The organism is Romboutsia sp. 1001713B170207_170306_H8, from assembly GCF_015550495.1.
GTDB lineage: Bacteria > Bacillota > Clostridia > Peptostreptococcales > Peptostreptococcaceae > Romboutsia_E.
Genome location: NZ_JADNAX010000004.1, coordinates 196590 through 221841, shown reverse-complemented (window position 1 = coordinate 221841; position 25252 = coordinate 196590). Strand labels below are relative to the sequence as shown.

Annotated in this window: 25 protein-coding genes; 23 read left to right on the top strand and 2 right to left on the bottom strand. The window is 26.4% G+C overall.

Annotated elements, in window-relative coordinates:
* Positions 1-90: 90 nt before the first annotated feature.
* The 7 genes from I2A66_RS10480 to I2A66_RS10450 all read left to right on the top strand — a co-directional run bounded on the left by I2A66_RS10480 (position 91) and on the right by I2A66_RS10450 (position 7063).
* Positions 91-477, top strand: coding sequence for a tetratricopeptide repeat protein (locus I2A66_RS10480; RefSeq protein WP_122639350.1), 387 nt, complete (start codon positions 91-93; stop codon positions 475-477).
* A gap of 123 nt (positions 478-600) precedes the next feature.
* A complete protein-coding gene (locus I2A66_RS10475; RefSeq protein ID WP_243238717.1) occupies positions 601-2190 on the top strand; it encodes a DUF4118 domain-containing protein in 1590 nt (529 codons plus the stop codon).
* The gene (locus tag I2A66_RS10470; protein ID WP_195251578.1) at positions 2190-2891 is read left to right on the top strand and encodes a response regulator; all 702 of its coding nucleotides are present in this window, start codon (positions 2190-2192) and stop codon (positions 2889-2891) included. Before I2A66_RS10475 ends, I2A66_RS10470 begins: the two co-directional genes overlap by 1 nt.
* Before the next feature lie 119 nt (positions 2892-3010).
* Positions 3011-3472: a potassium channel family protein gene (locus I2A66_RS10465; protein WP_147516360.1), complete on the top strand. Its 462-nt coding sequence runs from the start codon at positions 3011-3013 to the stop codon at positions 3470-3472.
* A complete protein-coding gene (locus I2A66_RS10460) occupies positions 3473-4135 on the top strand; it encodes a potassium channel family protein (protein WP_122639347.1) in 663 nt (220 codons plus the stop codon).
* Between the two features lie 4 nt (positions 4136-4139).
* Positions 4140-5594, top strand: coding sequence for a TrkH family potassium uptake protein (locus tag I2A66_RS10455; protein WP_195251576.1), 1455 nt, complete (start codon positions 4140-4142; stop codon positions 5592-5594).
* Between the two features lie 95 nt (positions 5595-5689).
* Entirely contained in the window at positions 5690-7063 is a 1374-nt protein-coding gene (locus tag I2A66_RS10450; RefSeq protein ID WP_122639345.1) for a DUF3298 domain-containing protein, read from the top strand.
* 59 nt (positions 7064-7122) lie between these two features.
* Here the strand turns inward: I2A66_RS10450 and sleC are convergent, their stop codons facing one another.
* Positions 7123-8397 (bottom strand): spore cortex-lytic germination protein SleC, encoded by a 1275-nt coding sequence (gene sleC, locus I2A66_RS10445; RefSeq protein ID WP_122639344.1) that lies wholly within the window; start codon positions 8395-8397, stop codon positions 7123-7125.
* Between the two features lie 120 nt (positions 8398-8517).
* Between sleC and I2A66_RS10440 the strand changes: the two genes are divergently transcribed.
* The 9 genes from I2A66_RS10440 to I2A66_RS10400 all read left to right on the top strand — a co-directional run bounded on the left by I2A66_RS10440 (position 8518) and on the right by I2A66_RS10400 (position 16356).
* Complete coding sequence (locus I2A66_RS10440) at positions 8518-9252, top strand: PrsW family intramembrane metalloprotease (protein ID WP_195251574.1); 735 nt, start codon at positions 8518-8520, stop codon at positions 9250-9252.
* Positions 9253-9322: 70 nt separating this feature from the next.
* Positions 9323-10123 (top strand): hypothetical protein, encoded by an 801-nt coding sequence (locus I2A66_RS10435; protein ID WP_122639342.1) that lies wholly within the window; start codon positions 9323-9325, stop codon positions 10121-10123.
* Positions 10124-10155: 32 nt separating this feature from the next.
* Positions 10156-10689, top strand: coding sequence for a signal peptidase I (lepB, locus tag I2A66_RS10430; RefSeq protein WP_195251572.1), 534 nt, complete (start codon positions 10156-10158; stop codon positions 10687-10689).
* 44 nt (positions 10690-10733) lie between these two features.
* Positions 10734-11267: a signal peptidase I gene (gene lepB, locus I2A66_RS10425; protein ID WP_122639340.1), complete on the top strand. Its 534-nt coding sequence runs from the start codon at positions 10734-10736 to the stop codon at positions 11265-11267.
* A gap of 8 nt (positions 11268-11275) precedes the next feature.
* Positions 11276-12037: a sugar phosphate isomerase/epimerase family protein gene (locus I2A66_RS10420; RefSeq protein ID WP_147516363.1), complete on the top strand. Its 762-nt coding sequence runs from the start codon at positions 11276-11278 to the stop codon at positions 12035-12037.
* Between the two features lie 41 nt (positions 12038-12078).
* On the top strand, positions 12079-13737 hold the full coding sequence (locus tag I2A66_RS10415) for a nucleoside kinase (RefSeq protein ID WP_195251570.1): 1659 nt from the start codon (positions 12079-12081) through the stop codon (positions 13735-13737).
* 125 nt (positions 13738-13862) lie between these two features.
* Entirely contained in the window at positions 13863-14780 is a 918-nt protein-coding gene (glsA, locus tag I2A66_RS10410) for a glutaminase A (RefSeq protein ID WP_147516365.1), read from the top strand.
* An 81-nt stretch (positions 14781-14861) separates the two neighbouring features.
* On the top strand, positions 14862-15434 hold the full coding sequence (locus tag I2A66_RS10405; protein WP_122639337.1) for an ArsR/SmtB family transcription factor: 573 nt from the start codon (positions 14862-14864) through the stop codon (positions 15432-15434).
* A gap of 88 nt (positions 15435-15522) precedes the next feature.
* Positions 15523-16356: a deoxyribonuclease IV gene (locus I2A66_RS10400; protein ID WP_147516366.1), complete on the top strand. Its 834-nt coding sequence runs from the start codon at positions 15523-15525 to the stop codon at positions 16354-16356.
* Positions 16357-16420: 64 nt separating this feature from the next.
* Here I2A66_RS10400 and I2A66_RS10395 read toward each other — a convergent pair whose 3' ends face one another.
* Complete coding sequence (locus I2A66_RS10395; RefSeq protein WP_122639335.1) at positions 16421-16825, bottom strand: RusA family crossover junction endodeoxyribonuclease; 405 nt, start codon at positions 16823-16825, stop codon at positions 16421-16423.
* A gap of 63 nt (positions 16826-16888) precedes the next feature.
* On the opposite strand from I2A66_RS10395, the gene queG reads away from it, so the two are divergent.
* From queG to I2A66_RS10360, 7 genes are all read left to right on the top strand, one after another.
* Positions 16889-17791 carry a tRNA epoxyqueuosine(34) reductase QueG gene (gene queG, locus I2A66_RS10390; RefSeq protein ID WP_122639334.1) on the top strand — a complete coding sequence of 301 codons (903 nt, stop codon included), beginning with the start codon at positions 16889-16891 and terminating at the stop codon, positions 17789-17791.
* A 122-nt stretch (positions 17792-17913) separates the two neighbouring features.
* A complete protein-coding gene (locus I2A66_RS10385; RefSeq protein WP_195251568.1) occupies positions 17914-20151 on the top strand; it encodes a Lon protease family protein in 2238 nt (745 codons plus the stop codon).
* Between the two features lie 137 nt (positions 20152-20288).
* On the top strand, positions 20289-20933 hold the full coding sequence (gene nth / locus I2A66_RS10380; RefSeq protein ID WP_147516368.1) for an endonuclease III: 645 nt from the start codon (positions 20289-20291) through the stop codon (positions 20931-20933).
* Positions 20920-22296 (top strand): VanW family protein, encoded by a 1377-nt coding sequence (locus I2A66_RS10375; protein ID WP_164488999.1) that lies wholly within the window; start codon positions 20920-20922, stop codon positions 22294-22296. The genes nth and I2A66_RS10375 overlap by 14 nt, the downstream gene beginning before the upstream one ends.
* 117 nt (positions 22297-22413) lie before the next feature.
* Positions 22414-22884 (top strand): tRNA (uridine(34)/cytosine(34)/5-carboxymethylaminomethyluridine(34)-2'-O)-methyltransferase TrmL, encoded by a 471-nt coding sequence (trmL, locus tag I2A66_RS10370; RefSeq protein ID WP_147516370.1) that lies wholly within the window; start codon positions 22414-22416, stop codon positions 22882-22884.
* A gap of 51 nt (positions 22885-22935) precedes the next feature.
* Positions 22936-23781, top strand: coding sequence for a DegV family protein (locus I2A66_RS10365; RefSeq protein WP_122639329.1), 846 nt, complete (start codon positions 22936-22938; stop codon positions 23779-23781).
* Between the two features lie 318 nt (positions 23782-24099).
* The gene (locus tag I2A66_RS10360; RefSeq protein ID WP_122639328.1) at positions 24100-25140 is read left to right on the top strand and encodes a BMP family lipoprotein; all 1041 of its coding nucleotides are present in this window, start codon (positions 24100-24102) and stop codon (positions 25138-25140) included.
* Positions 25141-25252: the final 112 nt, after the last annotated feature.

The following is a 25252-nucleotide window of genomic DNA, read 5'->3' as shown; positions in this document are numbered from 1 at the left end:
TTTATCCTATATTAATTATCTTAATACCATATTTATATAAGATTTTATAAGATATTAAGTATAAAAGATGATTAAAAAAGGAGCAATAATATGTTATCGTTTGAATATAAAATAAGTTATTATGAAGAAATGGATAAAGCAATAAATTACTTAAAAAAATATGATTACAAATTAGCTAAAAATCATATATATAATCTTATACTAGAAAATGATTCTAATCCAGAGGCTCATAATTTACTAGGTATTATGTATGAGCTACAAGGGAACTTAGATTTAGCAAGAAAACACTATAGAGCATCATATGATCTTGATCCAACATTCAAATCAGCAGATAAAAACCTACAAAGAATAACAAACTTTCGCTATAGTTTAAATATAGAAGATATAGACTACGGAGATAAAATTTATAGCAATGAAAGTGAGTTTTATAAAATAGAATATGATGAGAAAAACATAGGTCACTTAGTAAGAATATAGTCAAGTGCATGCTTCAATTCATATAAGTTAATATATGCTTGAAGCATGCATTTTTACTTATATTGTGTTTTTATTAAATTATACATATAATTTAATAAAGTGGTTATAAGGAGGTATCTATATATGGATTTAGATGATATATATGATAGTGTTACAGAGAATAGCTATGCTTATAAAAAAAATAAACCTAAAAAATATATATTAGTAATAAATTTATTAAAAATTATACTTATTATGTCAATATCAACGCTTATAGCGTTGTTTTTTAAGCAAATTCAATTAAATGAATCGAGCATAATATTAGTCATCATACTAGGGGTTTTATTTTCCTCAAGTATAACAGACGGATATTTATTTGGTATTTTATCATCTATACTTGGTGTATTGATATTTAATTTCTTTTTTACAGAACCATACTATACTTTTTTAGCATATAGAGCTGATTATCCAATAACCTTTTTTATTATGTTAATATCAGCTATAATAACAAGTACATTAACATCTAAAATAAAAAGGGAAGTAGAAAAATCTAATTTAAGAGAATATAAAATTAGACTGCTATATAAAAATAGTAAAAAATTATTAAAAACAAAAAATAAATGTGAAATCATAGAAGTATGTAATAAAAGCTTAGTAGATATATTAGGTAAATCAGTTGCCACTTCTATAATTGATTCAGGTGGGAATTTAAAAAAACCGGTTATATATGAATTTAAAGAAGAAGATGGACATAGTCTATTTCAATCACCTTTAGAAAAATGTTCATTTAAGGAAAGTTTTATATTAGGTAAAGAGACAGGAATAGGAACTGATTTATATCAAGATGCTTTGATATTCAACTACCCAATAAAAAGTAATGACAATGTCTTAGGGGTTATAGGGGTTGCATGTTTTAACAAGAAATCATTAACAGAAAATGAAAAGTTACTATTAAAATCAATTTGTAATCAAGTTATTATAGCGATTGAAAGAGAAGATTTGTATGAAAGAACAAAACAAGCAAATTTAGCTGTTGAAACAGAGAGACTAAGAAGTAATTTATTAAGATCTATATCACATGATTTAAGAACACCATTAGCTGGAATAATGGGGTCATCATCTGCTATGATAGAAAATTATGAGTCTATAGATGAAGTTACTAAAAAAGATCTTTTAAAAAATATCTATGATGATGCAAGTTGGCTAACAAGATCTGTTGAAAATATAATTAGTATAACTAAAGTGGATGAAGGAAGATTAGAGATCAAAAAAAACTTAGAAGTTGTTGAGGAAATAGTAGCAGAAGCGATTTCTATAGTTGAAAAATACTCTAAAAATCATAAGATTAATGTAGATATACCTGATGAAGTAATTATTTTAAATGTAGATGGATTATTAATAGAACAGGTACTGATAAATATAATTGATAATGCAATTAGATATACTCCAGATTATTCTGAAATAATAGTAAAGGTTATGAAAATAAATGATTATGTATACTTTGAAGTTGAGGATAATGGATATGGATTAAAGGACGAGGATATAGAATATATATTTGATAGATTTTATAGCAAAAATAATGGTAGGTCTTTAGATAAAAGAGGTGTGGGGTTAGGTTTATCTATATGTAAGTCTATAATAGAAGCTCATAATGGTGATATAGAAGCTTTTAATAATAGCTTAGGTGGAGCAACCTTTAGATTTAAGTTGCCTTGTGGAGGAGGAGAAGAATAATGAGTTTAAAGCCACTAATATTAATCATAGAAGATGAAAAACCAATAAGTAAATTTATAAAAGTATCACTTGAGACACAAGGATATGAATGTATAGAAACACAAAGTGGAACTAATGCAATAAGTTTAGTTTATTCTATAAATCCAGATATAATAATTTTAGACTTAGGTCTACCAGATATAGATGGAACCGAGGTTATAAAGAAAATAAGAGATGTAACGTTATCAAACATAATAGTTGTATCTGCAAGAGAGCAAGAAAGAGAAAAAGTAAATGCACTTGATTTAGGTGCTGATGATTACTTAACAAAGCCATTTAGTGTTCCAGAGCTTTTGGCACGAATTAGAGTAGCTCTTAGACATAGGAGTATTAATAATATGGATAAAAATAAAGCTATAACTAAATTTGAAGTTAAAAACTTAAAAATTGATTTTGAAAAACATGAAGTAATTATAGATGATAATGAGATTCACTTAACTCCAATAGAATATAAACTAATGGAATTATTATGCAAAAATGCAGGTAAAGTACTTACACATAAATTCATAATTGATAAAGTTTGGGGAGGATATCTAGATACAGACACACAATCACTGAGAGTATTTATGGCAAATATAAGAAGAAAAATAGAAAAAAATCCAGCTAAACCTGAATATATAAAAACAGAGGTAGGAGTTGGATATAAGTTAATTGATGAATAAATAATCTTAATAAAATCTTTACATCAATATATATATCTTCACACAATCTTTATATCAAATTAATTATACTGTGAATATAAGTAATAGATAAATGAAATTTGATTAGAAGGTGATGTAAGATGAAGGATAGTTATTTTGAATATATAATAGTAGTAGGATGTAGCAGATTTGGTACTAATATAGCTACAACTTTATCACTAAGTGGTAAGGATGTTGTAATTATAGATATAGAAAACAATTCATTTAGAAAGCTATCAAAAAGTTATAGTGGATTTGAAATTATAGGAGATGCTACAGATATTGATGTACTTATTAACGCAGGAATAAAAAAAGCAACAATGTTAGTAGCAGCTACAAATGATGATGATGTTAATATAGCAGTATCCTTAATTGCTAAAAAGGTATTTAATGTAAATAAAGTTATATCAAGACTATACGATTCTGAAAAAGAAGTTGCATATAAAGATACAAATATAAGTTTAATTGAACCTATTACTTTAACTATAAATGAGTTTGAAAAATTAATACAAATGGATGAAAGTGAAACTAATGTATTAACAAAAAGAGTAGGTGTTTGTTAAATGAAAATTGTAATTGTAGGTGGAAGAAAAAAAACTGAATTTTTATTAAAGTCGCTTTTAAATAAGAAGCATAAAGTTTCTGTTGTAAATAAAGATTATGAATATTGTAAGTTTCTTAGTGAGAATTATAATTGCGATGTTATTTGTGGAGATGGAAGTAAAAGTTATATTTTAGAGGAATCGGGGATTAAGAGTTGTGATGTACTAATAGCGATAACATCGAAGGATGCAAGTAATTTGACAATATGTAAATTAGCTAAGAATATATATAATGTCAAAAAAGTATTCTCAGTAGTTTCAAATCCACAAAATGTAGAGGTATTTAAATTATTAGGTGTTAACGATGTAATAAGTGCGACATATATAGTATCAGATATTATTGAACAAATGGCTATGGTAGATGATATATATAACTTTATTCCTATAAATAATAGTAAAATTAATATTTTAGAAATTGGGGTAAAAGATAGTTATAATATATGTAATAAATATATAAGTGAAATTAATTTACCACAAAAATCTATAATAGGGTGCATTATAAGAGGTTCAAATAGTATTATTCCAAATGGTAGTACGAAAATAATTCCATATGATAAGCTTATAATACTTTGTGATGAAAATATACAAGATGACGTTATAAAAAATGTGAGTGAAGGTAAGTAGCACTATGGTTTTAAAAAAAATAAATGATTTTAAAGGAGTACTTTATTGTATTGGTATTTTAAGCTTTATAGTAGGATTAATACTATTACTACCACTTTTGATATTACCTTTTTACCCTGATGAAGTAAAATATATATTTGATTTTATTATACCGTCATTAATATCTATTTTATTAGGATGCATACTTAATAAGATATCAAAACATAATAAAGAAACAACATTATCAGTAGGAGAAGATGCCTTAATAGTAGTACTAGGTTGGATATTAGCAACTGTATTATGTGCAATACCATTTATATTAGGTCAAAAATTAAATTTTACTCAAGCATTTTTTGAGTCTGTAAGTGGATGGACAACAACAGGATTATCTGTTATAAATGTAGAATCAACTCCTAACATATTTCTTATTTTTAGAAGTATAATGCAGTTTTTTGGTGGAGTAGGAATCATACTAGTTATGCTTTCTGCCTTATCATCATTATTTGGAATGAGTCTTTATAATTCTGAAGGGCATACAGATAAGTTACTTCCTAACCTAGTAAAGTCATCAAGAATTATAATTTCAATGTATCTGGGATATATAATTTCAGGGACTATATTATATGTTTTGTTTGGTATGCCTTTATTTGATGCAATAAACCATGCTATAGGTTCTTTATCTACAGGTGGTTTTTCAGTTAAATCAGAAAGTATAGGATTTTATAATAATGTTCATATAGAATTAATAACTATTATTTTAATGATTCTTGGAACTACTAGTTTTGCAACTCATTTATTGATAATAAATGGAAAGTTTAAAAAAGTAATAAAGATTGGTGAAATTAGGTTTATGTTTTTAATTTTAGGTATAGCTATACCTTTAGTTGCATTTATATCACTAAGATATATATATTCTGATATAAATAAATTAATTAGAGTATCAGTATTTGAAACTGTATCAGCACTATCAACAACAGGATATTCTACAGTTAGTTATAATAGATGGCCATCATTTGCGATTTTTATTATGATTATATTGATGCTTATTGGTGGAGGTTCAGGATCAACCTCTGGTGGTATAAAGCTGTATAGAGTATATTTAATATTAAAACAAATTTTTTGGAATATAAAAAGACGATTATTGCCTGAACATATGGTTTATAGTAATTATGTATATAAACCAGAGGGCAAGCATTTTATAAATAAAGAAAATATGATGGAAGTTTATAATTATATCACTTTATATTTATTCATATTTATCTTTGGTGTAGGAGTTATGCTTGCATATAATTATCCTTTGGAAGATGCAATGTTTGAATTTTCATCTGCATTAGGTACAGTTGGGCTATCTATAGGGATAACTAGTGCATCAGCTCCACCTATTGTATTATGGACAGAAATTATAGGGATGCTATTTGGAAGATTAGAAATAGTAGTAATATTGATAGCTATAGTAAAGATAATTAAAGGATTTAAATAACTATAAATTTAGTTATTTAAATCCTTATTTTAATGGATAAAAACACTTAAAAAGTCTAAATATAATTAGAAGAGTTATATTTAGGAGGAAGTTTAATGAAAGTAGCTAAGAACTGGATTAAGCCAATTGTATTTTTGGCTATTGGAATTTTAATTATAATTACTGTTAAGTCAGGAGATATATTCATATTGAAAAAAGAAGTAAAAACTAGTATTGGAGAGTATCTAAAGGTTATAAAGGTAACTGAAGAGAAAATGACAATAAAAGATAAATACATATTTATAGATGCAAAAACACCAAAAATTCACTATGAAAATGATGAAGTAGAAAGATATATAAATTCATATATAAGAAAAGATATTAATGAGTATATTAATCATCAGAGACAGCTAAGTAATATCAATAAGAGTAAATCTAAAGTAAATATTGATATAAACTATCATGTAGTTTATGAAGATGAAAATTTAATAAATATAATAATTTATAAAAATATAAATTTTAATAAAAATGAATTTAAATTAGAAAAAGATAGTTATGTATTTGATTTAAAAACAGGTCAAAGAATATACTTGGATAACTTTTTGAAAGATAATGAAGATTATCAAGAAGTAATAGAAAGGTATATCGAAAAAAGCTTAAAAAGTGGAGATTTGAAAAAATATAAGAATAAAATTAAAATAGATAAAAATACAAATTTTTATATAGGAGATGATGGTATAAATATCTATTTTAATCCATATAAAGAAAGTAATACTAGAGGAGAATTTGAATTTAAGATACCTCTTGGTATTTTTAAATCTAAAATAAGAATGATAAAAACAGATGAAATAGTGGCTAATATAGAAACTCAAACTATAAATAAAAATGATAAATATATTAATAGTATAATAAATATTCCTATAGTTATGACTGAGAATAAGGCAGTAGAAAAAAAGATAAATGATATACTTAGAAATGAGATAATGAACTTTTATAATCAATCTATAGAAGAAGCTAAATCATATCTAAGTAATTATCCAGAAGCAGATAATAAATTTATAGCAAATACAAATTTTGAAGTAAAGAAAAATAGTAATAATATGCTTAGTATAGTGGTGACTTATTATAAGTATAGTGGAGGAGCTCATGGAGATTATAATAATATCGCATATAATGTATATATGAAAAATGGTCAACTTTTAAATTTAAATGATCTGTTTAAAAAAGATACAGATTATAAAGGTATAATAAATAATGAAATAAGAAATCAAATAGAAAATTTAGTAAAACAAGATAAAGATAATTTAGGTATATATCAGTTTACATCTATAAAAGATAATCAGAAATTTTATATACAGGATGATAATATAGTTGTATTTTTTGATCTATATGAAATAGCACCTTATGCAGCAGGTATACCAGAGTTTAGAATTAATAAAGACATATTCAATCATATACTAAAGGATGAGTATGTAGACATATTTAAATAATTAAGCTTAATAATAAAATGACTATATATTACTTTATTAATATATAGTCATTTTATTTATTAAATAGTAGGATTCAGTGAAGCTATTTTTGTAACTGCAACATAAATTCTTGATAATTCGTACCATGTTTTAAAGTCTACGATTCCATTTTGAGGTAATCCGAATATACCTTGGAATGTTCTTACTGCCTCTGCAGTACTTTCTCCATAAATACCGTCTTCTTTAACTTTAGGTATAGCAGGATAAGACCTTGATATAGCATTAAGTTGATTTTGTATCGTTCTTACATACTTATTGTTAGATCCAATTTGCAAAGTTTCATTAGGGTAAGATACAGGAACACCACTTACAACAGGAGCTTGATCAAATACAATTTCATCTCCATAAAAATATCTTAGAATACCTTCATAGCTGTATCCTTGGTCTCCTAAGTCTTTACTACCCCATTGAGTCATCTGGTTTGGACATTGTGATTTTTGACCATCACAATATTGTGCTAAAAGTGGCTGTCTGGAAGTTGGAGGTCTTTTTATAAATGTATTAAAAATATCATCTACAACTACACTTATAGTGTCAAAAAAGTTTCTATTATAAATAAACTTATGATCATAAGCTGTAGAAGATGTTATCGTATATGAATAACCCTTACTTCTATACCATTCTGTATAAACCCTATTTAATGTAAATGAAATTATGGCAATTACATTGGCATAAATTGTTTGTTCTGGCCATGTTGAATAAATTTCTGATGAAGCAACATTTTTTATATACTCTTTAAAAGGTATCCAATAATTCGGAGCAGACGTATTTTCAGGAAGCCCATCATGAACAACTATAAATTCTGGAACTACAGGATTATCTAAAACAACAAATCCAGTAGGTGCAGGCAGAGGTTTTAAATCACTTTCTGGGATTTTAGGAGGAAAATCACCCCATAACGTATTAGGAGGTATATAAAATACTACCTCATTTTGTCTAGAATATGAACCACGAGATCTTTGTCTTGCACTAATTGGAACTCCTTGTCTAGACTCGATAGTAGGAAATAATTGAGTCCCATTTATAATTACAGTTTCATATCCATCCGCTATGACTTCTACAGTATAAGTACTGTAAGGTTTAACATCTGAAGGTTGTTGTGAGTAAGCAATATCTGGAGCAGGTAGTGATAAATTAGTTACTTGACCAGAAATATTACTTTTTAAATTACTATATATAATTGTTTGACTTTCTGAACTATTTTCAGGAATAGAGTATATATTTATAGTAGCACCTTCTATGGGACGATTTGTTGTGGAATCAGTAACACTAACAGTTAAAAAACCATCTTGCATATAATCACCCTTTCTTTAGAGAGATTTAATCCTTATTATATTTTATTCTATGAAGTAAATCTTATTTTGTTAAGGAAATGGAAATAATAATAAATAAAATAAATAGAAAGGGAACATGTAATGAAGATAAGAGTTTTAATATTGGCGATATCACCTGTGTTAGCCTGTTTAATTTGGATTTATTTAAAAGATAGATATGATAAAGAGCCTATAATTATACTAATCAAATACTTTATATTAGGTATTGTCACAAGTATATTAGGAATAGGCATTGAACGATTATTAATAAATACTAATATATTAGATGGAATTGATTTTATATTTTACATATCATTTGTAGTAGCAGGGCTTACAGAAGAGTCTTTAAAAGCATTGATATTAATACCAAGTTTATTAAAAGAGAAGTATTTTAATGAAAAATTAGATGGAATAATATATTCTGTATTTTTATCTTTAGGATTTGCAACTATTGAAAATATAATATATATATTGTATGAAAATGAATCATTAATTTTACAAGTTAGTTTAAGTAGAGCTATTATTTCTATCCCAGCACACATAATGTTTGCTATTACAATGGGATATTATATAGGAAAATATAAATTTGAAGAAAATCAGATTAAAAAAAGACAGTATCTTATGATGTCGGTATTAGTACCTATATTTATTCATGGTGTTTTTGATTTTATATTAATGATAAGATATAAATGGTCAATATCAGTATTTGTAGCTTATTTAGTATTGCTTTGGAAAATAAATCTAGATAAGCTAGATAGATATATGGAGCTATCTAAAATTAGATTTTTAAAATATATAAAAATAAGACAAAAAAAAATTAGACAGAGAAGAAAATAGCAATTTATTAATAAAATATATAATCTTGATAAATACTAAAAATAACACGGTATTTTTAGGAGGTAAATTTATGTACTCTATGGATAAAACTCAAGAATATGTAATCGCTAAATTTTTAGAAAGATATGATTACGGAGGAGTTTTAGAGATTTTAGAAGAATGTGGAATAGAAGAGGGAGATTTATATTTATTGATTAAGTCATGTAAATATGCTGTTAATTTTGATTTTAAAAGTGCCTTGAGTATTTTGGAGTCTATAGATTTTCAAATATTATCAAGAGGAGATGTTCAATTTTTAATTACTAATCTAGAAAATTTAATAGCTGGAGAACCTGAAGACATAATGTCAGAGCTAATAGCAAATATAAAAATCCAAATAGTTAACGAGGAATATATAGATTTTTTAGGAAGATTGTATAGATTAAAGGAAGCATTATTTAAATATATTTTTGTAAACACAAAAGAAAATAAAAAATATAAAGTATGTATGCATGGGAGAATGGTATCGAAGAAAAATATTCTATACACTTTAAAAAAGAAGTATAATATATATAATGCTAACTTAATTCATGGTGTAACAAACTACATACACAGATATGTAAGACAAACAAAAAGAATGGATAGGGTTTTAGAAATTTTAAATGGAGAGAAGCTTGAAAATTTAATAAAACTTAGAAATGATAGCCTTGTAGGTCATGGATTTAAAGGAGTAAGCAAAGAAGATATTGAATATATATATGGGAATCCGATGGAAGTTACAAAAGATTTAGTAAAGGCCTGTGAGTTACTTGATTTAGGAATAAACATAGATAAATACGACCATATTAATGAAATAGCAATACAATTAATCGGTAACTATTCTAATTATTAGTTTGAAATTGTGTTTTAGGGGAGAGGATATGGGTGTCAAAGTTATTAAAAGATACGGTATTTGAATGGGTTAAAATTATTTTAACAGCTATTGTGATTGCAATTATTATAACTCAATTTATAAGACCTACCCTAGTTAGAGGGGAATCAATGTATCCGACATTAGAAGAAAATGACTATTTAATTATAAGTAAAATTTCTTATAAAATAAAATCACCAAAAACTGGTGATATAATAGTTTTTAAAACTAACTTACTTCAAGAGGACGGGACTCATAAGGATTTAGTTAAAAGAGTTATAGCAACGGAAGGAAATCATTTAGTTATAAAAGATTCTAAAGTTTATGTAGATGATAAACTACTTGATGAACCATATATTCATCATCAATATACAACTGGAGATATAGATATTATAATTCCAGAAAATAAGATATTTGCTATGGGGGATAATAGAGAAAAAAGTTTAGATAGTAGATATGAAGAAGTAGGGCTTGTAGATGAAAGTGATGTAATAGGCAAGGTTACTGTAAGACTATATCCTTTTGATAAAATAGGAATAGTTAAATAAAATAATAGAAATTCATTCTAAGTAAAAGACATAGGAGAGATAAAATGAGTGACAAATTAAAAAAAGAAATAATTGATTGGGTGAAAACTATAGCAGTTTCACTAGTATTAGCATTTTTAATTGTTCAAGTTGTTAAGCCAACAATTGTAAGTGGAGAATCTATGTATCCAACATTAAATGATAAAGATTACTTAATTTTAAATAGATTATCATATAAATTTGGAGATATACAAAGAGAAGATATAATAGTTTTTAAAACTGATTTAAAACAGGATAATGGAAAAGAAAAGGATTTAATAAAAAGAGTTATAGCTATACCTGGTGACCATTTAGTTATAAAAGATTCTCAAGTTTATTTAAATGGAGAATTGCTAGAAGAAGAATACATACATAATGCATATACATCAGGTGATATAGATATAACTATACCAGATGAAAAAATATTTGTAATGGGAGATAATAGAGAAAATAGTAAAGACTCTAGATCAGAAGAAGTAGGTCTTGTTGATGAAGAAGATATTTTAGGTGAGGTTATGATCAGATTACTTCCTTTAAATGAAATTGGTTCAGTAAAATAGGTGATAATATGAAAATTGGAATATCTGCTCTTTTATTTAATATAAATGAAGCTTTAGATATTTGTAAAAATAATAAAGATATAAATCATATAGAAATTGGAATTGATAACTTAGAAGAATGTGATCAATTATTAAGTTATATGAATGAATTTGAAAAATTAGATATATCTATAGGAATTCATCTTCCTATGGAACTTAATACTTGTGAAAATATTAAATATATAAGACATTCATGGATAGAATTTATCAATAAAATAAATGAAAAAATAAATATATTAAATATAAAATACTTCAATTTACATCTAGGATATGCAATGACAAGTAGATTAAGAAGAAGTAGAGAGTCATATTTAGATAATTGTATAGAGTTTTTTGATAATGATAAATTAGATAAAAATATTACTATAACAATAGAAAATACATATTCTAAATATGGTGATTTTTCAAATATTGGAGACAATGTTAAAGATTTTGAGTATATATTTAATGGTGTTAAAAATAAGAATATATATTTTTGTTATGATACAGGTCATTTTCTAATAAATAGAGATGATTATATAAATAAATTAAGCAAAAAAATAGAGATAGTTCATTTGAGTGATAATGATGGAAAAAAAGACAGCCATATTGGTATAGGAAAAGGAATCTTACCTGAGGAGCATATAAAATCAATTATAGAAAAAAATGTAAAGTACTTGATTTTGGAAATGAATTACATGGATATTGAAGATACACTAAGAATTTTAAAAGCGTATAAAAAGAGGTATTAATACCTCTTTTTCCTATATATAAAAAAGAAGGGAGAAAGATCATGGGGAAATTAAATTTAAATATAAATGGTAAAGTTAAGAGTTATTTTATTGAGGATAATAGTGGAATAAAGTTGGAAGATATAGCAAAAGAAAATGAATCAGATGGGATTATAACTTTAGTACTTATAGATAATAAGTTAAAAGAGTTAAATTATGTTGTAAAGGAAGAGTGTAGTATAAAATTTTTAGATACTACGAATATAGATGGAGGTAGAGTATACTCTAGGGTTTTAAACTTCATATTTATAATGGCTTGTAATGAGTTATTTAAGGACAAAAGAGTTACTATAGAACATTCATTAGCTAATGGATTATATTGTGAAGTTCATATAGGAAGAAGATTAAATGATGTTGATATAGATAATATAAAGAATAAAATGAAAGAAATTATTGATAATAATTATAAAATAGAAAAGATAAGTACAACAAAAGAAAAAGCGATATCTATATTTGAAGAATATAACATGATAGATAAAGCAGAACTATTAAAGTACAAAGAATATAATGATGTGAAAATATATAAATGCAATGATTATATAGATCATTTTTATGGACATATGTTACCATCAACAGGGTATATAAGAACATTTGATTTAAAATTATATAAAAATGGAGTAATAATCTTAGGTCCAAGTAATACTAATAAGAATATTCCTAAGGAATTTAAACCTCAACCTAAGTTAGCAAATATATATCATGAATCTGAGATATGGTCTCAACTTATTGGAGTTGAAAAAGTTCTAAATTTAAATAAAATAATAGAAAATAAAGAATATGGTGATGTAATAAGAACTGTAGAAGCACTGCATGAAAAGAAGTTATCGCAAATTGCAGATATAATTCAATTACAGAAAAAAAGGATTGTACTAATTGCAGCGCCATCATCATCAGGGAAAACTAGTTTTGCACATAGATTATGTATACATCTTAGAGTGAATAATCTAAAGCCAGTAACTATATCACTTGATAATTATTTTGTAGATAGAGATCTTACACCATTAGATGAATATGGAAATTATGATTTTGAATCAATTTATGCTATTAACCTAGAACAGTTTAATAAAGATTTAAAAGATTTGTTAGAAGGTAAAGAGGTTTGCATACCTAAATTTGATTTTAAATTAGGTAAACAAGTTAAATCTAATAAAAAGCTAAAAATAGATAAAGATCAGCCTATAATATTAGAAGGTATACATGGTTTAAATCCAATGCTAACATCATCTATAGATAATAATGAGAAATTCAAGATATATCTGAGTGCTCTTACTCAAGTAAATTTAGATGATCATAATAGAATACCTACTACAGATTTAAGGCTAATAAGAAGAATAGTAAGAGATTATAATTTTAGGGGTTATAGTGCAGAAACTACAATTTTAAATTGGAGTTCAGTAAGACGTGGTGAAGAAAAGAATATATTTCCTTATCAAGAAGAAGCCGATATTATATTTAACTCAGCTTGCTTATATGAGTTAGCTGTGCTAAAAAAATATGCTAAGCCTTTATTAGAAGAAATAAAAGATGATAGTAGTGCATACATTGAAGCAAATAGGTTATTAAAGTTTCTTCAATATTTTGTAGAGTTAGATGATATATCAGATATACCTTCAATATCAATATTAAGAGAATTTATAGGTGGAAGTAAAATCGTAGATTAGAGAATTAAGGGCTGTTTAAAAATACATTAAATTTATTTTTAGGCATGCCTTTTTGTATTATAATATATAGTATATAAAAAACAAAGTGACGGTATAATGAAGACAGAGGAGGAAGTTATATACTAATGGAAAATTTATTAAATCACATTATAAAAACAAATAAGAAGTATGCAAATTACGGACAGGTAGCAAGTTATATACCTGAATTAAGAAAATCAAATGCCGAAGACTTAGGTATTTGTATAATAGATAAAAATAATAAAATATATTGTGCAGGAGATTATAAAACTAAATTTACAATACAAAGTGTTTCAAAAACTATAATACTAGCTATGGCATTAATGGATAATGATTGGTCTTACGTTTTTTCTAAGGTTGGTATGGAGCCAAGTGGAGATCCATTTAATTCAATAATGAAGCTAGAAACAGATGATACAACTAAACCTTGTAATCCAATGATAAATGCAGGAGCTATAGTAACTACATCTTTAATTAAGGGAGATTCATTAAAGGAAAAAGAAGAAAGAATGTTATCATTCTTTAGAAAAATATCTAAAAATGAAAATTTAAATATTAATAAAGCTGTATATGAATCAGAGAAGCTTACAGGTGATAGAAATAGAGCAATGGCTTATTTATTAAAAAATGATGGAGTAATAGCTGGAGATGTTGATGAAATACTTGATTTATACTTCAAACAGTGCTCTATAGAGGTTGATGCAGTTGATTTAGCAAGAATAGGGCTTCTATTTGCTAACTATGGTGTAGATATAGAAACAGGTGAGCGTGTACTAAGTGAAAGTGTATCTAGAATGGTGAAGACATTCATGGTTACTTGTGGGATGTATGATTCATCTGGAGAATTTGCAATAAAAGTTGGGATACCTGCAAAATCAGGTGTAGGTGGAGGAATAATGGCATCTGTACCAAAAAAAATGGGAATAGGTGTTTACGGGCCATCACTAGATAAAAAGGGGAATAGTATAGCTGGAATTAAAGTTCTAGAAGACTTATCTAAACAATTAGAACTAAGTATATTTTAATATATAGAATTTTTTGACAATTGTATACACTTCATATATAATTAGAATATAATAAAATAATTTTTTTTTAGGGGTGGAGGAATGAAAGAATTACTTGTGCTACGAGATTTAGAATGTATAAAGGCAATAGCACATCCTCGTAGAATAGACATTCTAAAAGCATTTGGGAAAGAGCCATTATCAGCCAAGCAATTGTCAGAAATGTTAGATGAGCCTCATGCAAAGATTAACTATCACATAAAAACTCTATATAAAGTTGGAATATTAGAGTTAGTAGAAGAAAAGATAAAGTCCGGAATTGTTGAAAAATACTATTATCCAACTGCTAAAAATATAATAGTTGGCAAAAAAGTTATTGACTTTTCATTAGATAATATATGGGATAATGAAGAGAAAGATATTTGTGTATCTAAATTTGAAAATATGAGTGAATTTTTTTATAAAGCAGCGGAGGATGAAATACTTGGGTCTAATAACGTGATAGATTATGATAATGTGTGTTTCACAGAAAATGAGATCGAAGAAATAAATAATGCTATAAAAATAAAAATAGACGAGATAGTAAGTAAAAAATCTGAAAATGATTCAGAAATAGAGTATAATATAGCTTTAGTAAGTATACCTATAGCTAAAAAAGAAGAATATAGTTTATAATAAGTATCAACATTAGTTGATACTTATTTTTTTGGGTATAATGAATTTATATAGAATTAATCTTTATTAAATATTAAGGAGGAGACTCATGTTTGTAATAGGACCACATATTTCAATATCGAAGGGGTTTGCCAAAGCAGCAGAATCTGCTGTTAATATGGATGCAAATACATTTCAATTTTTTACTAGAAATCCAAGAGGAGGTAATGCAAAAGCTTTTGATGAGAAAGATATAGCTAAATTCCAAAAGATAAGAGAAGAAAATAATTTTGGACCATTATTAGCTCATGCTCCATATACTATGAATTTAGGCGGAGCAAAAGATGATGTATATGAATTTGCAAGAAGAGTTATAAAAGAAGATATAGAAAGAATGAACTCTTTAGGTATAGAGTATATGTGTTTTCATCCAGGCAGTCATGTAGGTGGAGGCATAGACTTTGGTATAGATAGGATAATAAAAGGATTAAATGAAGCTATAACAGGAAATGAAACATTAACTATTCTTTTAGAGACTATGTCTGGTAAAGGGACTGAAATAGGATTTAAATTTGAACAATTAAAAAAAATTATAGATGGTGTGGAGCATAATGAAAGACTAGGAATATGCTTAGATACATGCCATATATTTTCTGCAGGGTATGATATAGTAAATAGCTTAGAGGATGTATTAGATGAATTTGATAGAATAATAGGATTAGATAAACTAAAAGCTATTCATTTAAATGATAGTTTGATGCCATTTGGAGATAAAAAAGATAGACATGCTCCATTAGGAGAAGGTAAGATTGGGTTAGAAGCTATAGTTAATATAATGACACATCCAAAATTAAAAGATTTACCATTTTTCTTAGAAACTCCTTTTGATGAAGAAGGACATAAAAGAGAAATAAAAATGGTAAGAGAAATAGTAAATAGTTAATAAAATAGGAAGTATATAAAGAGTGATTTATTAGAATCTAACTTGATATACTTCCTAATTATTATTACTTTTTGGAAATAGTATAAGAAACATCGTATTCAGCGACTGGATAAAGTTCGATTTCAACTCTAGGATTTTCTTTATCGATGAAATCGAATAATAGTACAGGTTTTAACTGCTTATCATTTTTTATTATTCCGCTTTTTTCTATACCATCACATATACTTTTTGGGTAATTGTGTAAATCTCCCATTTTTTTATTAGGGAAATAAAGTTTTAAAACTAATATCAAATCTTCTTCAATAGTTTCGCCAAGGTATTGCTGGTTTATATATCCTGCAATCATATTTTCATATGCTAAATACTTTGAGTGTTTACCTGTTGAAGGCATCCATGCTTGACCATGTATGTTATGAAGTTTAAAATTTGATTTACTTATTGGTCTACCTGGTATTGTTAATTTAATCAAAATATCACATCCTTACGATTAGTAATTATAAATGTAAATATAAATTAATGAAAGGAAGATTTTATGAATAAAGAGAAATTAAAAGATTTTTGTAAAGGATTAGGATTGAAATGTGTAGGAATTTCAGGGGTTGGACCCTATAATGATTTAGAAAAGGTAATAAAAAATAAATTGGCAAATGGATATTTTACAGGAATGGAGGAACCATTAATTGAAAAGAGAATAAATCCTAAGCTTATTATGGATAACGCAAAATCAATTATAGTATGTGCATTTCCATATTATACAGGAGAAAAAGAAGGTTCAAATTTATCTAAATATTGCTATGGAAAAGATTATCATATAGTTGCTAAAAAATATTTACAAGAGATATGTGATTATTTAAATGGTGAAGTAAATAACTTTGAATATAAGATTTTTGTTGATAATGGCCCTCTAGTAGATCGATATTTGGCATATTTATCAGGGATAGGTTATTTTGGTATAAATAATAACATAATAACAGATGAATATGGTTCATATGTCTTTATAGGTTATATTGTGAATAATTATGAGTTTTATGCAGATGAGCCGTTACCTAAAACATGTATAAAATGCAATAAATGTGTAAAATATTGTCCGGGAAATGCTATATTAGGAAATTATGAACTAAATCCAAAAAGATGTTTATCATATATAACTCAAAAGAAAGAAGAATTATCAGAAGAAGAGGAAATGTTATTAAGAGATAATGAGAAAGTATTTGGTTGTGATATATGCCAGGATATATGTCCACATAATAGTAATATACAAAAAACTAATATAAGAGAATTTATAGATAATCAAATTACTAATTTAAATTATGAAGAAATAAATAATATTTCTAATAAAGAATTTAAAAGAAGATATGGAGATAGAGCCTTTAGTTGGAGAGGTAAAAAAATAATACAAAGAAATATTGAAATAATTTTAAAGGAGCCTAAATAAAATATAAAAAGGCTTCTTTTTTATATTGGAAAAAATAAGAAGTATAATACATATAATTTAATATCCTAAGATATGGTGATAAATATTAAATTATTTATATATAAGGGAAAGAGGGGGGAAATATGCAAAAATTTAATAACACATCTGAAATAGAAGAATTAGATGAAATACTAGGTCAAGAAAGAGCAATAGAAGCTATGGAAGTGGGGCTTAAAATAGACAATTCAGCTTATAACATATATGTATCAGGACATTCAGGAACAGGGAAATCAACATATACATTAAAAGCATTAAATAAATATGCCAATGGAAATACAAAACATAAAGACTGGTGTTATGTGCATAACTTCGAACATCCTAGAGAACCTATAGCTATAGGATTAAAAATAGGTCAAGGAAAGGTATTTAAAAAAGATATAGAAAAGCTTATAGAGGCTTTATTGGGTGAATTAAAAGATGCCTTTGAAAGTGAGGATTATGAATTAGGTAAAAATCAATTATTGGAAAGTTACGATATAGAAAAAGAAGCTCTTTTAAAAGAAATCAAAAAATATGGCGAGGATAGAGGATTTAAATTAAAAAATAGTAGAATAGGTATGGTATTTGTACCATTGAAAGAAGACTATGAAGATGAAGTATCAGATGAAGAGTTTTATAAAACTAAAAGAGATCTAGAACATATGGCAATTCAAACTGTATATAAAATAAGAGATATAGAAGATGAAGCAAAAGAAGCACTTTTAGAATTAGAGGAGGAAATAGGAAGATTTATAATAGATCCACATATAGAAGAATTAAGCAAAAAGTATGAAGATTATGAAAAAGTTCAACAATATTTAAAAAATATAAGAGAGGATATATTGGAAAATATCTTTTTATTTTACTTGGATGAAGAAGAATTAAAAGATAAGATTGATAAAGATCATTTTTTAAAATATAGAGTAAATTTACTTGTAGATAATGATAGTGATAAAACTAAATTATCTGCACCGATAGTAGTAGAAACTAATCCAAGTCCAGCTAATTTATTTGGAAAAATAGAATATGATTACTATAATGGAAACTTAAAAACTGACTTTACAAAGATAATTCCAGGAGCTGTACACAAAGCAAATGGTGGGTACTTAGTTCTATATGCAGAGCAACTACTTAGATATGCTTTATCATGGGATATGTTGAAAAGAACGATACAGTCTAAAAAGATAACAATAGATACTAATACCGCTATAAATCCGGAAAGTATCCCAGTCGATATAAAAGTAATTTTAATAGGTAGTAATTATGTATATAATGTTTTATACAATTATGATAGTGATTTTAGTAAATATTTTAAAATATTTGTTGATTTTGATAGTGAAATGAATAAAAGTGAAAATAATGAAATGGGAATAGCAAGATTTATAGCACTTCAATGCAAGAAAAATAATTTAAAGCATTTCACATATGATGCAGTTCAAGAAGTTATAAATTTTAGTACTAGATTATCAGGAGATGTAGATAAATTATCTACTGAGTTTAATAAAATTATGGAAGTTGTAGTAGAAGGTAATGCATATTCTCAAGAAAATAATTCTGAGTTTGTGGAGAAAGAGGATGTGAAAAGAGCTATAAAAGAAAGAAGAAAAAGATTAAATAAAATAGAATGTAAGTTAGATGAGTCAATGGAAAATGGATTTACATTAATTGATACAACAGGAAGTAGAGTTGGAGTTATAAATGGATTATCTGTATTAAGTACAGGTGAGTATTCATTTGGTAGACCATCTAGGATTACAGTAACAACAAGTGTAGGAAGTAAAGGTGTAATTAATATAGAAAGAGAAGTAAAAATGAGTGGATCTATACATGATAAAGGTGTAATGATTTTATCAGGATATTTATCTGAAAACTTTGCACAAGAATCTCCATTATCAATGAATGCATCTATATGTTTTGAACAAAGTTATGGAGGTGTTGATGGAGATAGTGCATCAGGAGCAGAGTTATACGCGATTTTATCGTCTTTATCAGGAATACCTTTGAAACAAAATATTGCAGCAACCGGTTCTATAAATCAAAAAGGGGAGATTCAAGTAGTTGGTGGAATTACGGAAAAAATAGAAGGTTTTTATTTTACATGTAAGCAAAAAGGATTAACAGGTATTCAAGGTGTTATAATTCCGCAAAATAATAGTAGAAATATAGTATTGTCAGATGAAGTAACAGATGCAGTTAATAAAGGATTATTTCATATATATACAGTTAATAATGTTGAGGAAGCAATGGAGATACTTACAGATGTGAATTTTGATAAAATTAAAGAATTAGTTAAAAATCGTTTAGATAGCTTTAATCAAATAAGAAATTCAGCAAATAAATGATTTATACTGTAAAATTAAGGGTAATATATAAAATAAAAAAGCAGGAACTGTAAAGTTTTTGCTTTTTTTATTTGTAATAGATTAGGAAATTTGATAGATAATATAAATAATAAGTTAAATTAAAGGGGAATAAAACTATGAAAGATGTAAATGAAATATTAGATAAACTAGAGGAATTATATCCTGATGCAAAATGTGAGTTAGATTATACAACTCCATTTGAATTATTAATAGCAACAATATTGTCAGCTCAATGTACAGATATAAGAGTTAATATTGTTACAGGTAAAATGTTTAAAAAATATAATACACCATATGATTTCAATAAATTAAGTGTTGATGAAATTATCAAAGAAATAAAAACATGTGGATTATATAAAAGTAAGGCAGAAAAAATAAAGCTAACATCCAAAATTATATGTGAGGAATATGATGGACAAGTTCCAAATACATTTGAGGAACTAGTAAAACTTCCTGGTGTAGGAAGAAAAACAGCTGGTGTTGTATTAAGTAATGCATTTAATGTACCTGCAATAGCTGTAGATACTCATGTTTTTAGAGTTGCAAATAGAATAGGAATAGTACATACTACTACTCCAGAAAAAACTGAATTTGCACTTATGAATACTATACCAAAACAAAGATGGTCACACTCTCATCATTTATTAATCTTTCATGGAAGGAGGATATGTAAAGCTAGAAAGCCAGAGTGTGGTGATTGCCCTATAAAAAGCTATTGTGACTATTATAAAGAAGGGAATGACAACCTTGAAAAAAAATAAAATTATATCATTATTAATAGTAGCTATATTTTTTTTAGGAAATATAAAGTTAGTACAAGGTTTTGAAAGAGAAGGTAAAATTCATAAAAATATATATGTAGAGGACATAGACTTATCTAACTTAAGCAAAAAAGAAGCGAAGGATAAAATTACTAAAGTAATAAATGAAAATAATGAATTAATTTTAAAGTTTAGTGAAGGCAATTATAATATAAATAAGAATGATTTAGGTGTAAGTTATATGGTAAATGAAGCTATTGATGAAGCCTATAATGTATGTAAGGAAAATAAATTCCTTGAAGATATTAAAGTTAAAATAAATTTAGATTTAGGTAAGAAAAAAATAATAACCTTAAAATATAATTATGATGACCAAAAATTAAATGAATGCATAGAGAATATTGGTAATGAATTATATATATCTCCAGTTAATGCTACTATAAGGGTAGATAATGGAAAATTTGTAAAAACAAAAGAAGTATATGGGAGAAATATAAATAAAGATATTTTAAAAGAAAAGTTTATACAAAGCTTTGAAGATATTTATGTCAATTCAATAGATATACCAGAACAAAACATTGAACCAAAATATAAAGAAGATGAGTTATCTAAAATAGATACTGTATTAGGAACTTATGAAACATATTTTAATCCTAAAGTTATAAATAGGGTTGAAAATATAAAAATTGCATCAAATGCTACAAAAAATATACTTATTGGAAAAGATGAGGAATTTTCTTTTAACTCTATAATTATAAAATCTAAAGCAGCAAAGGAGATGAAGGAAGCTCCTGTAATTATAAATGGCAAAGTAGAAAAAGGATTGGGTGGAGGAATTTGCCAAGTATCTAGTACTATATATAATGCAGCACTTTATGCAGGTATGAATATAACTAATGTAAAAAATCATAGTATACCAAGTGCATATATTTCAAAAGGAAGAGATGCTACAGTATCACTAGGTGATATAGATTTTAAATTTAGAAATAAATTTAATACACCTGTCCTTATTTATAATGAAGTTTTTGATAATAGAATAGTTTCTACAATTTATGGAAATAAAGAGGATAAGAAAGAAATAGAGATAATAACAGAAGTAACAGAAACTCTTCCAAATAAAACTATTGAGAAAGAAAGTAAAGATTTATATGAAGGAGAAAGAGTTGTAGAACAAGATGGAAGGATAGGATATAAAGTTAGTACATTTAGGATATATAAATCTGAATCCCAAGAAAGAAAAGAGCTTATATATAATAGTTTTTATCCTCCTATGGATAAAGTTATAATTAATGGTTCAAAGAAAAAAGAAGAACATAAACAACCACATTATAAGGGTTTAAATATATTTACGGAATATGTATAATTTCTAATAGTAAGTAATAGTGTGATTATAAATATTTTCTGATATAATAATATTTAGAAAATAAAACCAAAATCAAAGTTTAAATAAAAAGTTTTTAAATTGGCTAGGAGGATTAGTATGTCATTAAATATAGTTTTAGTAGAGCCAGAAATACCACAAAATACTGGTAATATATTGAGAACATGTGCAGCTACAGGATCTACATTGCATTTAGTTAGACCATTAGGATTTTCGTTAGAAGATAAATATTTAAAAAGAAGTGGGTTAGATTACTGGGATATAGCAAATATTCAGTATTATGACAGTTTTAAAGAAGTAAAAGAAAAAAATCCAGATGGTGTATTTTTCTATTCAACAACTAAAACAAATAATTTCCACTCAGATATGAATTTTGTAGAAAATTCATTTTTAGTATTTGGTAAAGAAACGAAAGGATTACCTGAAGATTTATTAAAGGAAAATCCAGAAACTTGTATGAGAATACCTATGTTAGATCATGAAAGAGCAAGATCGTTAAACTTATCAAATGCAGTTGCGATAGCTGTATTTGAGGCTTTAAGACAAATTGGGTATCCAAATATGAAGTAAATTTAAAATATAGAATGTAAAGTATAATTTGATGAGGGGGTATAATGTATAATGAGTAACTTAAAAATTGTATGTGATAGTTTATCTGATATATCTATAGAATTGGTTAATAAATATGATATAGAAGTAATTCCACTTACTGTAATTATAGATGGAAAAGAATATAAAGATGGGATAGATATTGCAAAAGAAGAATTTTATAAGAGATTAAGAAAAGAACACATATATCCGAAAACATCTCAAGCTACTTACGCTCAATTTAAAGAAGTTTTTACAAAGTACGTAAATCAGGGGAAAGAAGTACTTTATGTTGCAGGTTCATCTACTGCAACAGGAACGTATCAAAGTGCTAATATGGCTAAGAATGATATAGATGGAAAGATTTATATGTATGATTCACAAAGTTTTTCTTATGGAATAGGTGTTTTAGTTGTAGAAGCAGCTAGGTTAGCAAATGAAGGTAAAACTGGAGAAGAGATAATTCAAAGGCTTCAAAATTTAAGAGAAAAATCCTATTTATTATTTTCAGTAGATACATTGGAATATCTGCAAAAAGGTGGTAGGATATCGTCAACAAAAGCAACTATAGCAAATATATTAAATATAAAACCTATATTAGATGTAAAAGATGGACTTGTATCTCCTGTAACTCAAGTTAGAGGTAAAAAAAATGTTGTATCTAAGATGATTGAACTGATAAAGGAGAATTGTGGTGATGACTTATCGGATCAAGTTATTTACATAGGATATAGTGATGATGAAAAAGAAAAATTAAAATTAATAGAAGCTGCAAAAGAAGAATTAAATCCAAAGGATATACAATTCTTTATGGTTGGTACTTGTATAGGTTCACACTCAGGTCCAGGAGTAACAGGAATTTTAACTTTTAAAAAATAAAATGTAGAATATATAAAATAGATGGTCTTAAAATAAATTATATTTTGATATCATCTATTTTAATTTTTTATAGAAAATATATAAATGAATTATAATTATTACTATTAAGAATATATAAAAGTTAGAAAAATAACTAAAATAATAAATAGTATGTAATAAAGGGTATAAAAACACATACTAATTAGACTTCTAACTATTAAGTACAACACATATTTACAAAAAAATTAAAAAAAATACATAAAAAGTATGGCTAAAAAAGAAAAAATAGTGTAGAATGGAGTTAATTATTACATATATAGAATAATTTGGAGGAAATTTATGAAACTTAAAAAATTATTAGCACTAGGTTTAACTACAGTTATGACTGCTGGATTACTAGTAGGATGTGGTTCAAATTCAGGAGATGCTGATGCATCATCAGAAGATAAGGTATACAAAATAGGAATGATAACAGATACAGGTGGAGTAAATGACGAATCTTTCAACCAATCTGCTTGGGAAGGTCTTCAAGACTTAAAGAAAGAATATGGAGATAAGGTAGAAGTTAAGTATTTAGAATCAACTCAAGATGCTGACTATACACCAAATGTTGAAACATTTGTAGATGATGAATATGATTTAATAGTAGGTGTTGGATATAAATTAGAAGATGCAATAAAAAGCGCTGCTAAGTCTTATCCAGAACAAGAATTTGCTATAATAGATGCTGTTGTAGAAGCTGACAACGTAAACTCTTTAACATTTGAAGATAATGTATCTTCATTCTTAACTGGATTAGTAGCAGGTAAGATGACTGAAACTGGTAAAGTTGCATTTATAGGTGGTATAGAAAGTGATTTATTACGTACATTTGAGTATGGATACAAAGCTGGTGTCTTAACTGCAAACCCAGATGCTACAGTATCATCTCAATATGCAAACAGCTTCTCAGATGCTGCTAAAGGGAAATCAATAGCTAACCAAATGCACAGCGACGGAGTTGATATAATATTTACAGCTGCTGGTGCAACTGGAACAGGTGCAATAGAGGCTGCTAAGGAAAATAATAAAAAAGCTATAGGTGTTGACTCAGATCAATATAACTTAGCTCCAGACAATATGTTAACATCAGCTATGAAAAACATAGATGTTGCAATATTCAACTTATGTAAAGATATGGTAGAAGGTAACTATGAAGGTGGAAAAGTTATAGTTAATACATTAGCTACTGGAGGAGTTGGTATAGCTCCAACTAGTGATAAAAATGTAGCGCCAGATGTATTAAAATACGTAAATGAAATGGCTGAAAAAATAAAGAGTGGAGAAATAAAAGTTCCTTCAACTAAGGAAGAATTTGAAGCTCAATTTGCTCAAAACTAATTAAATAATTTATATAAAGAAAAAAACTACCCTAAGTTTAGGGTAGTTTTTTTCTTTATATAAATTATTGGATAAAAGAATTATAAAATGAGAAACCTACAATTATACATAA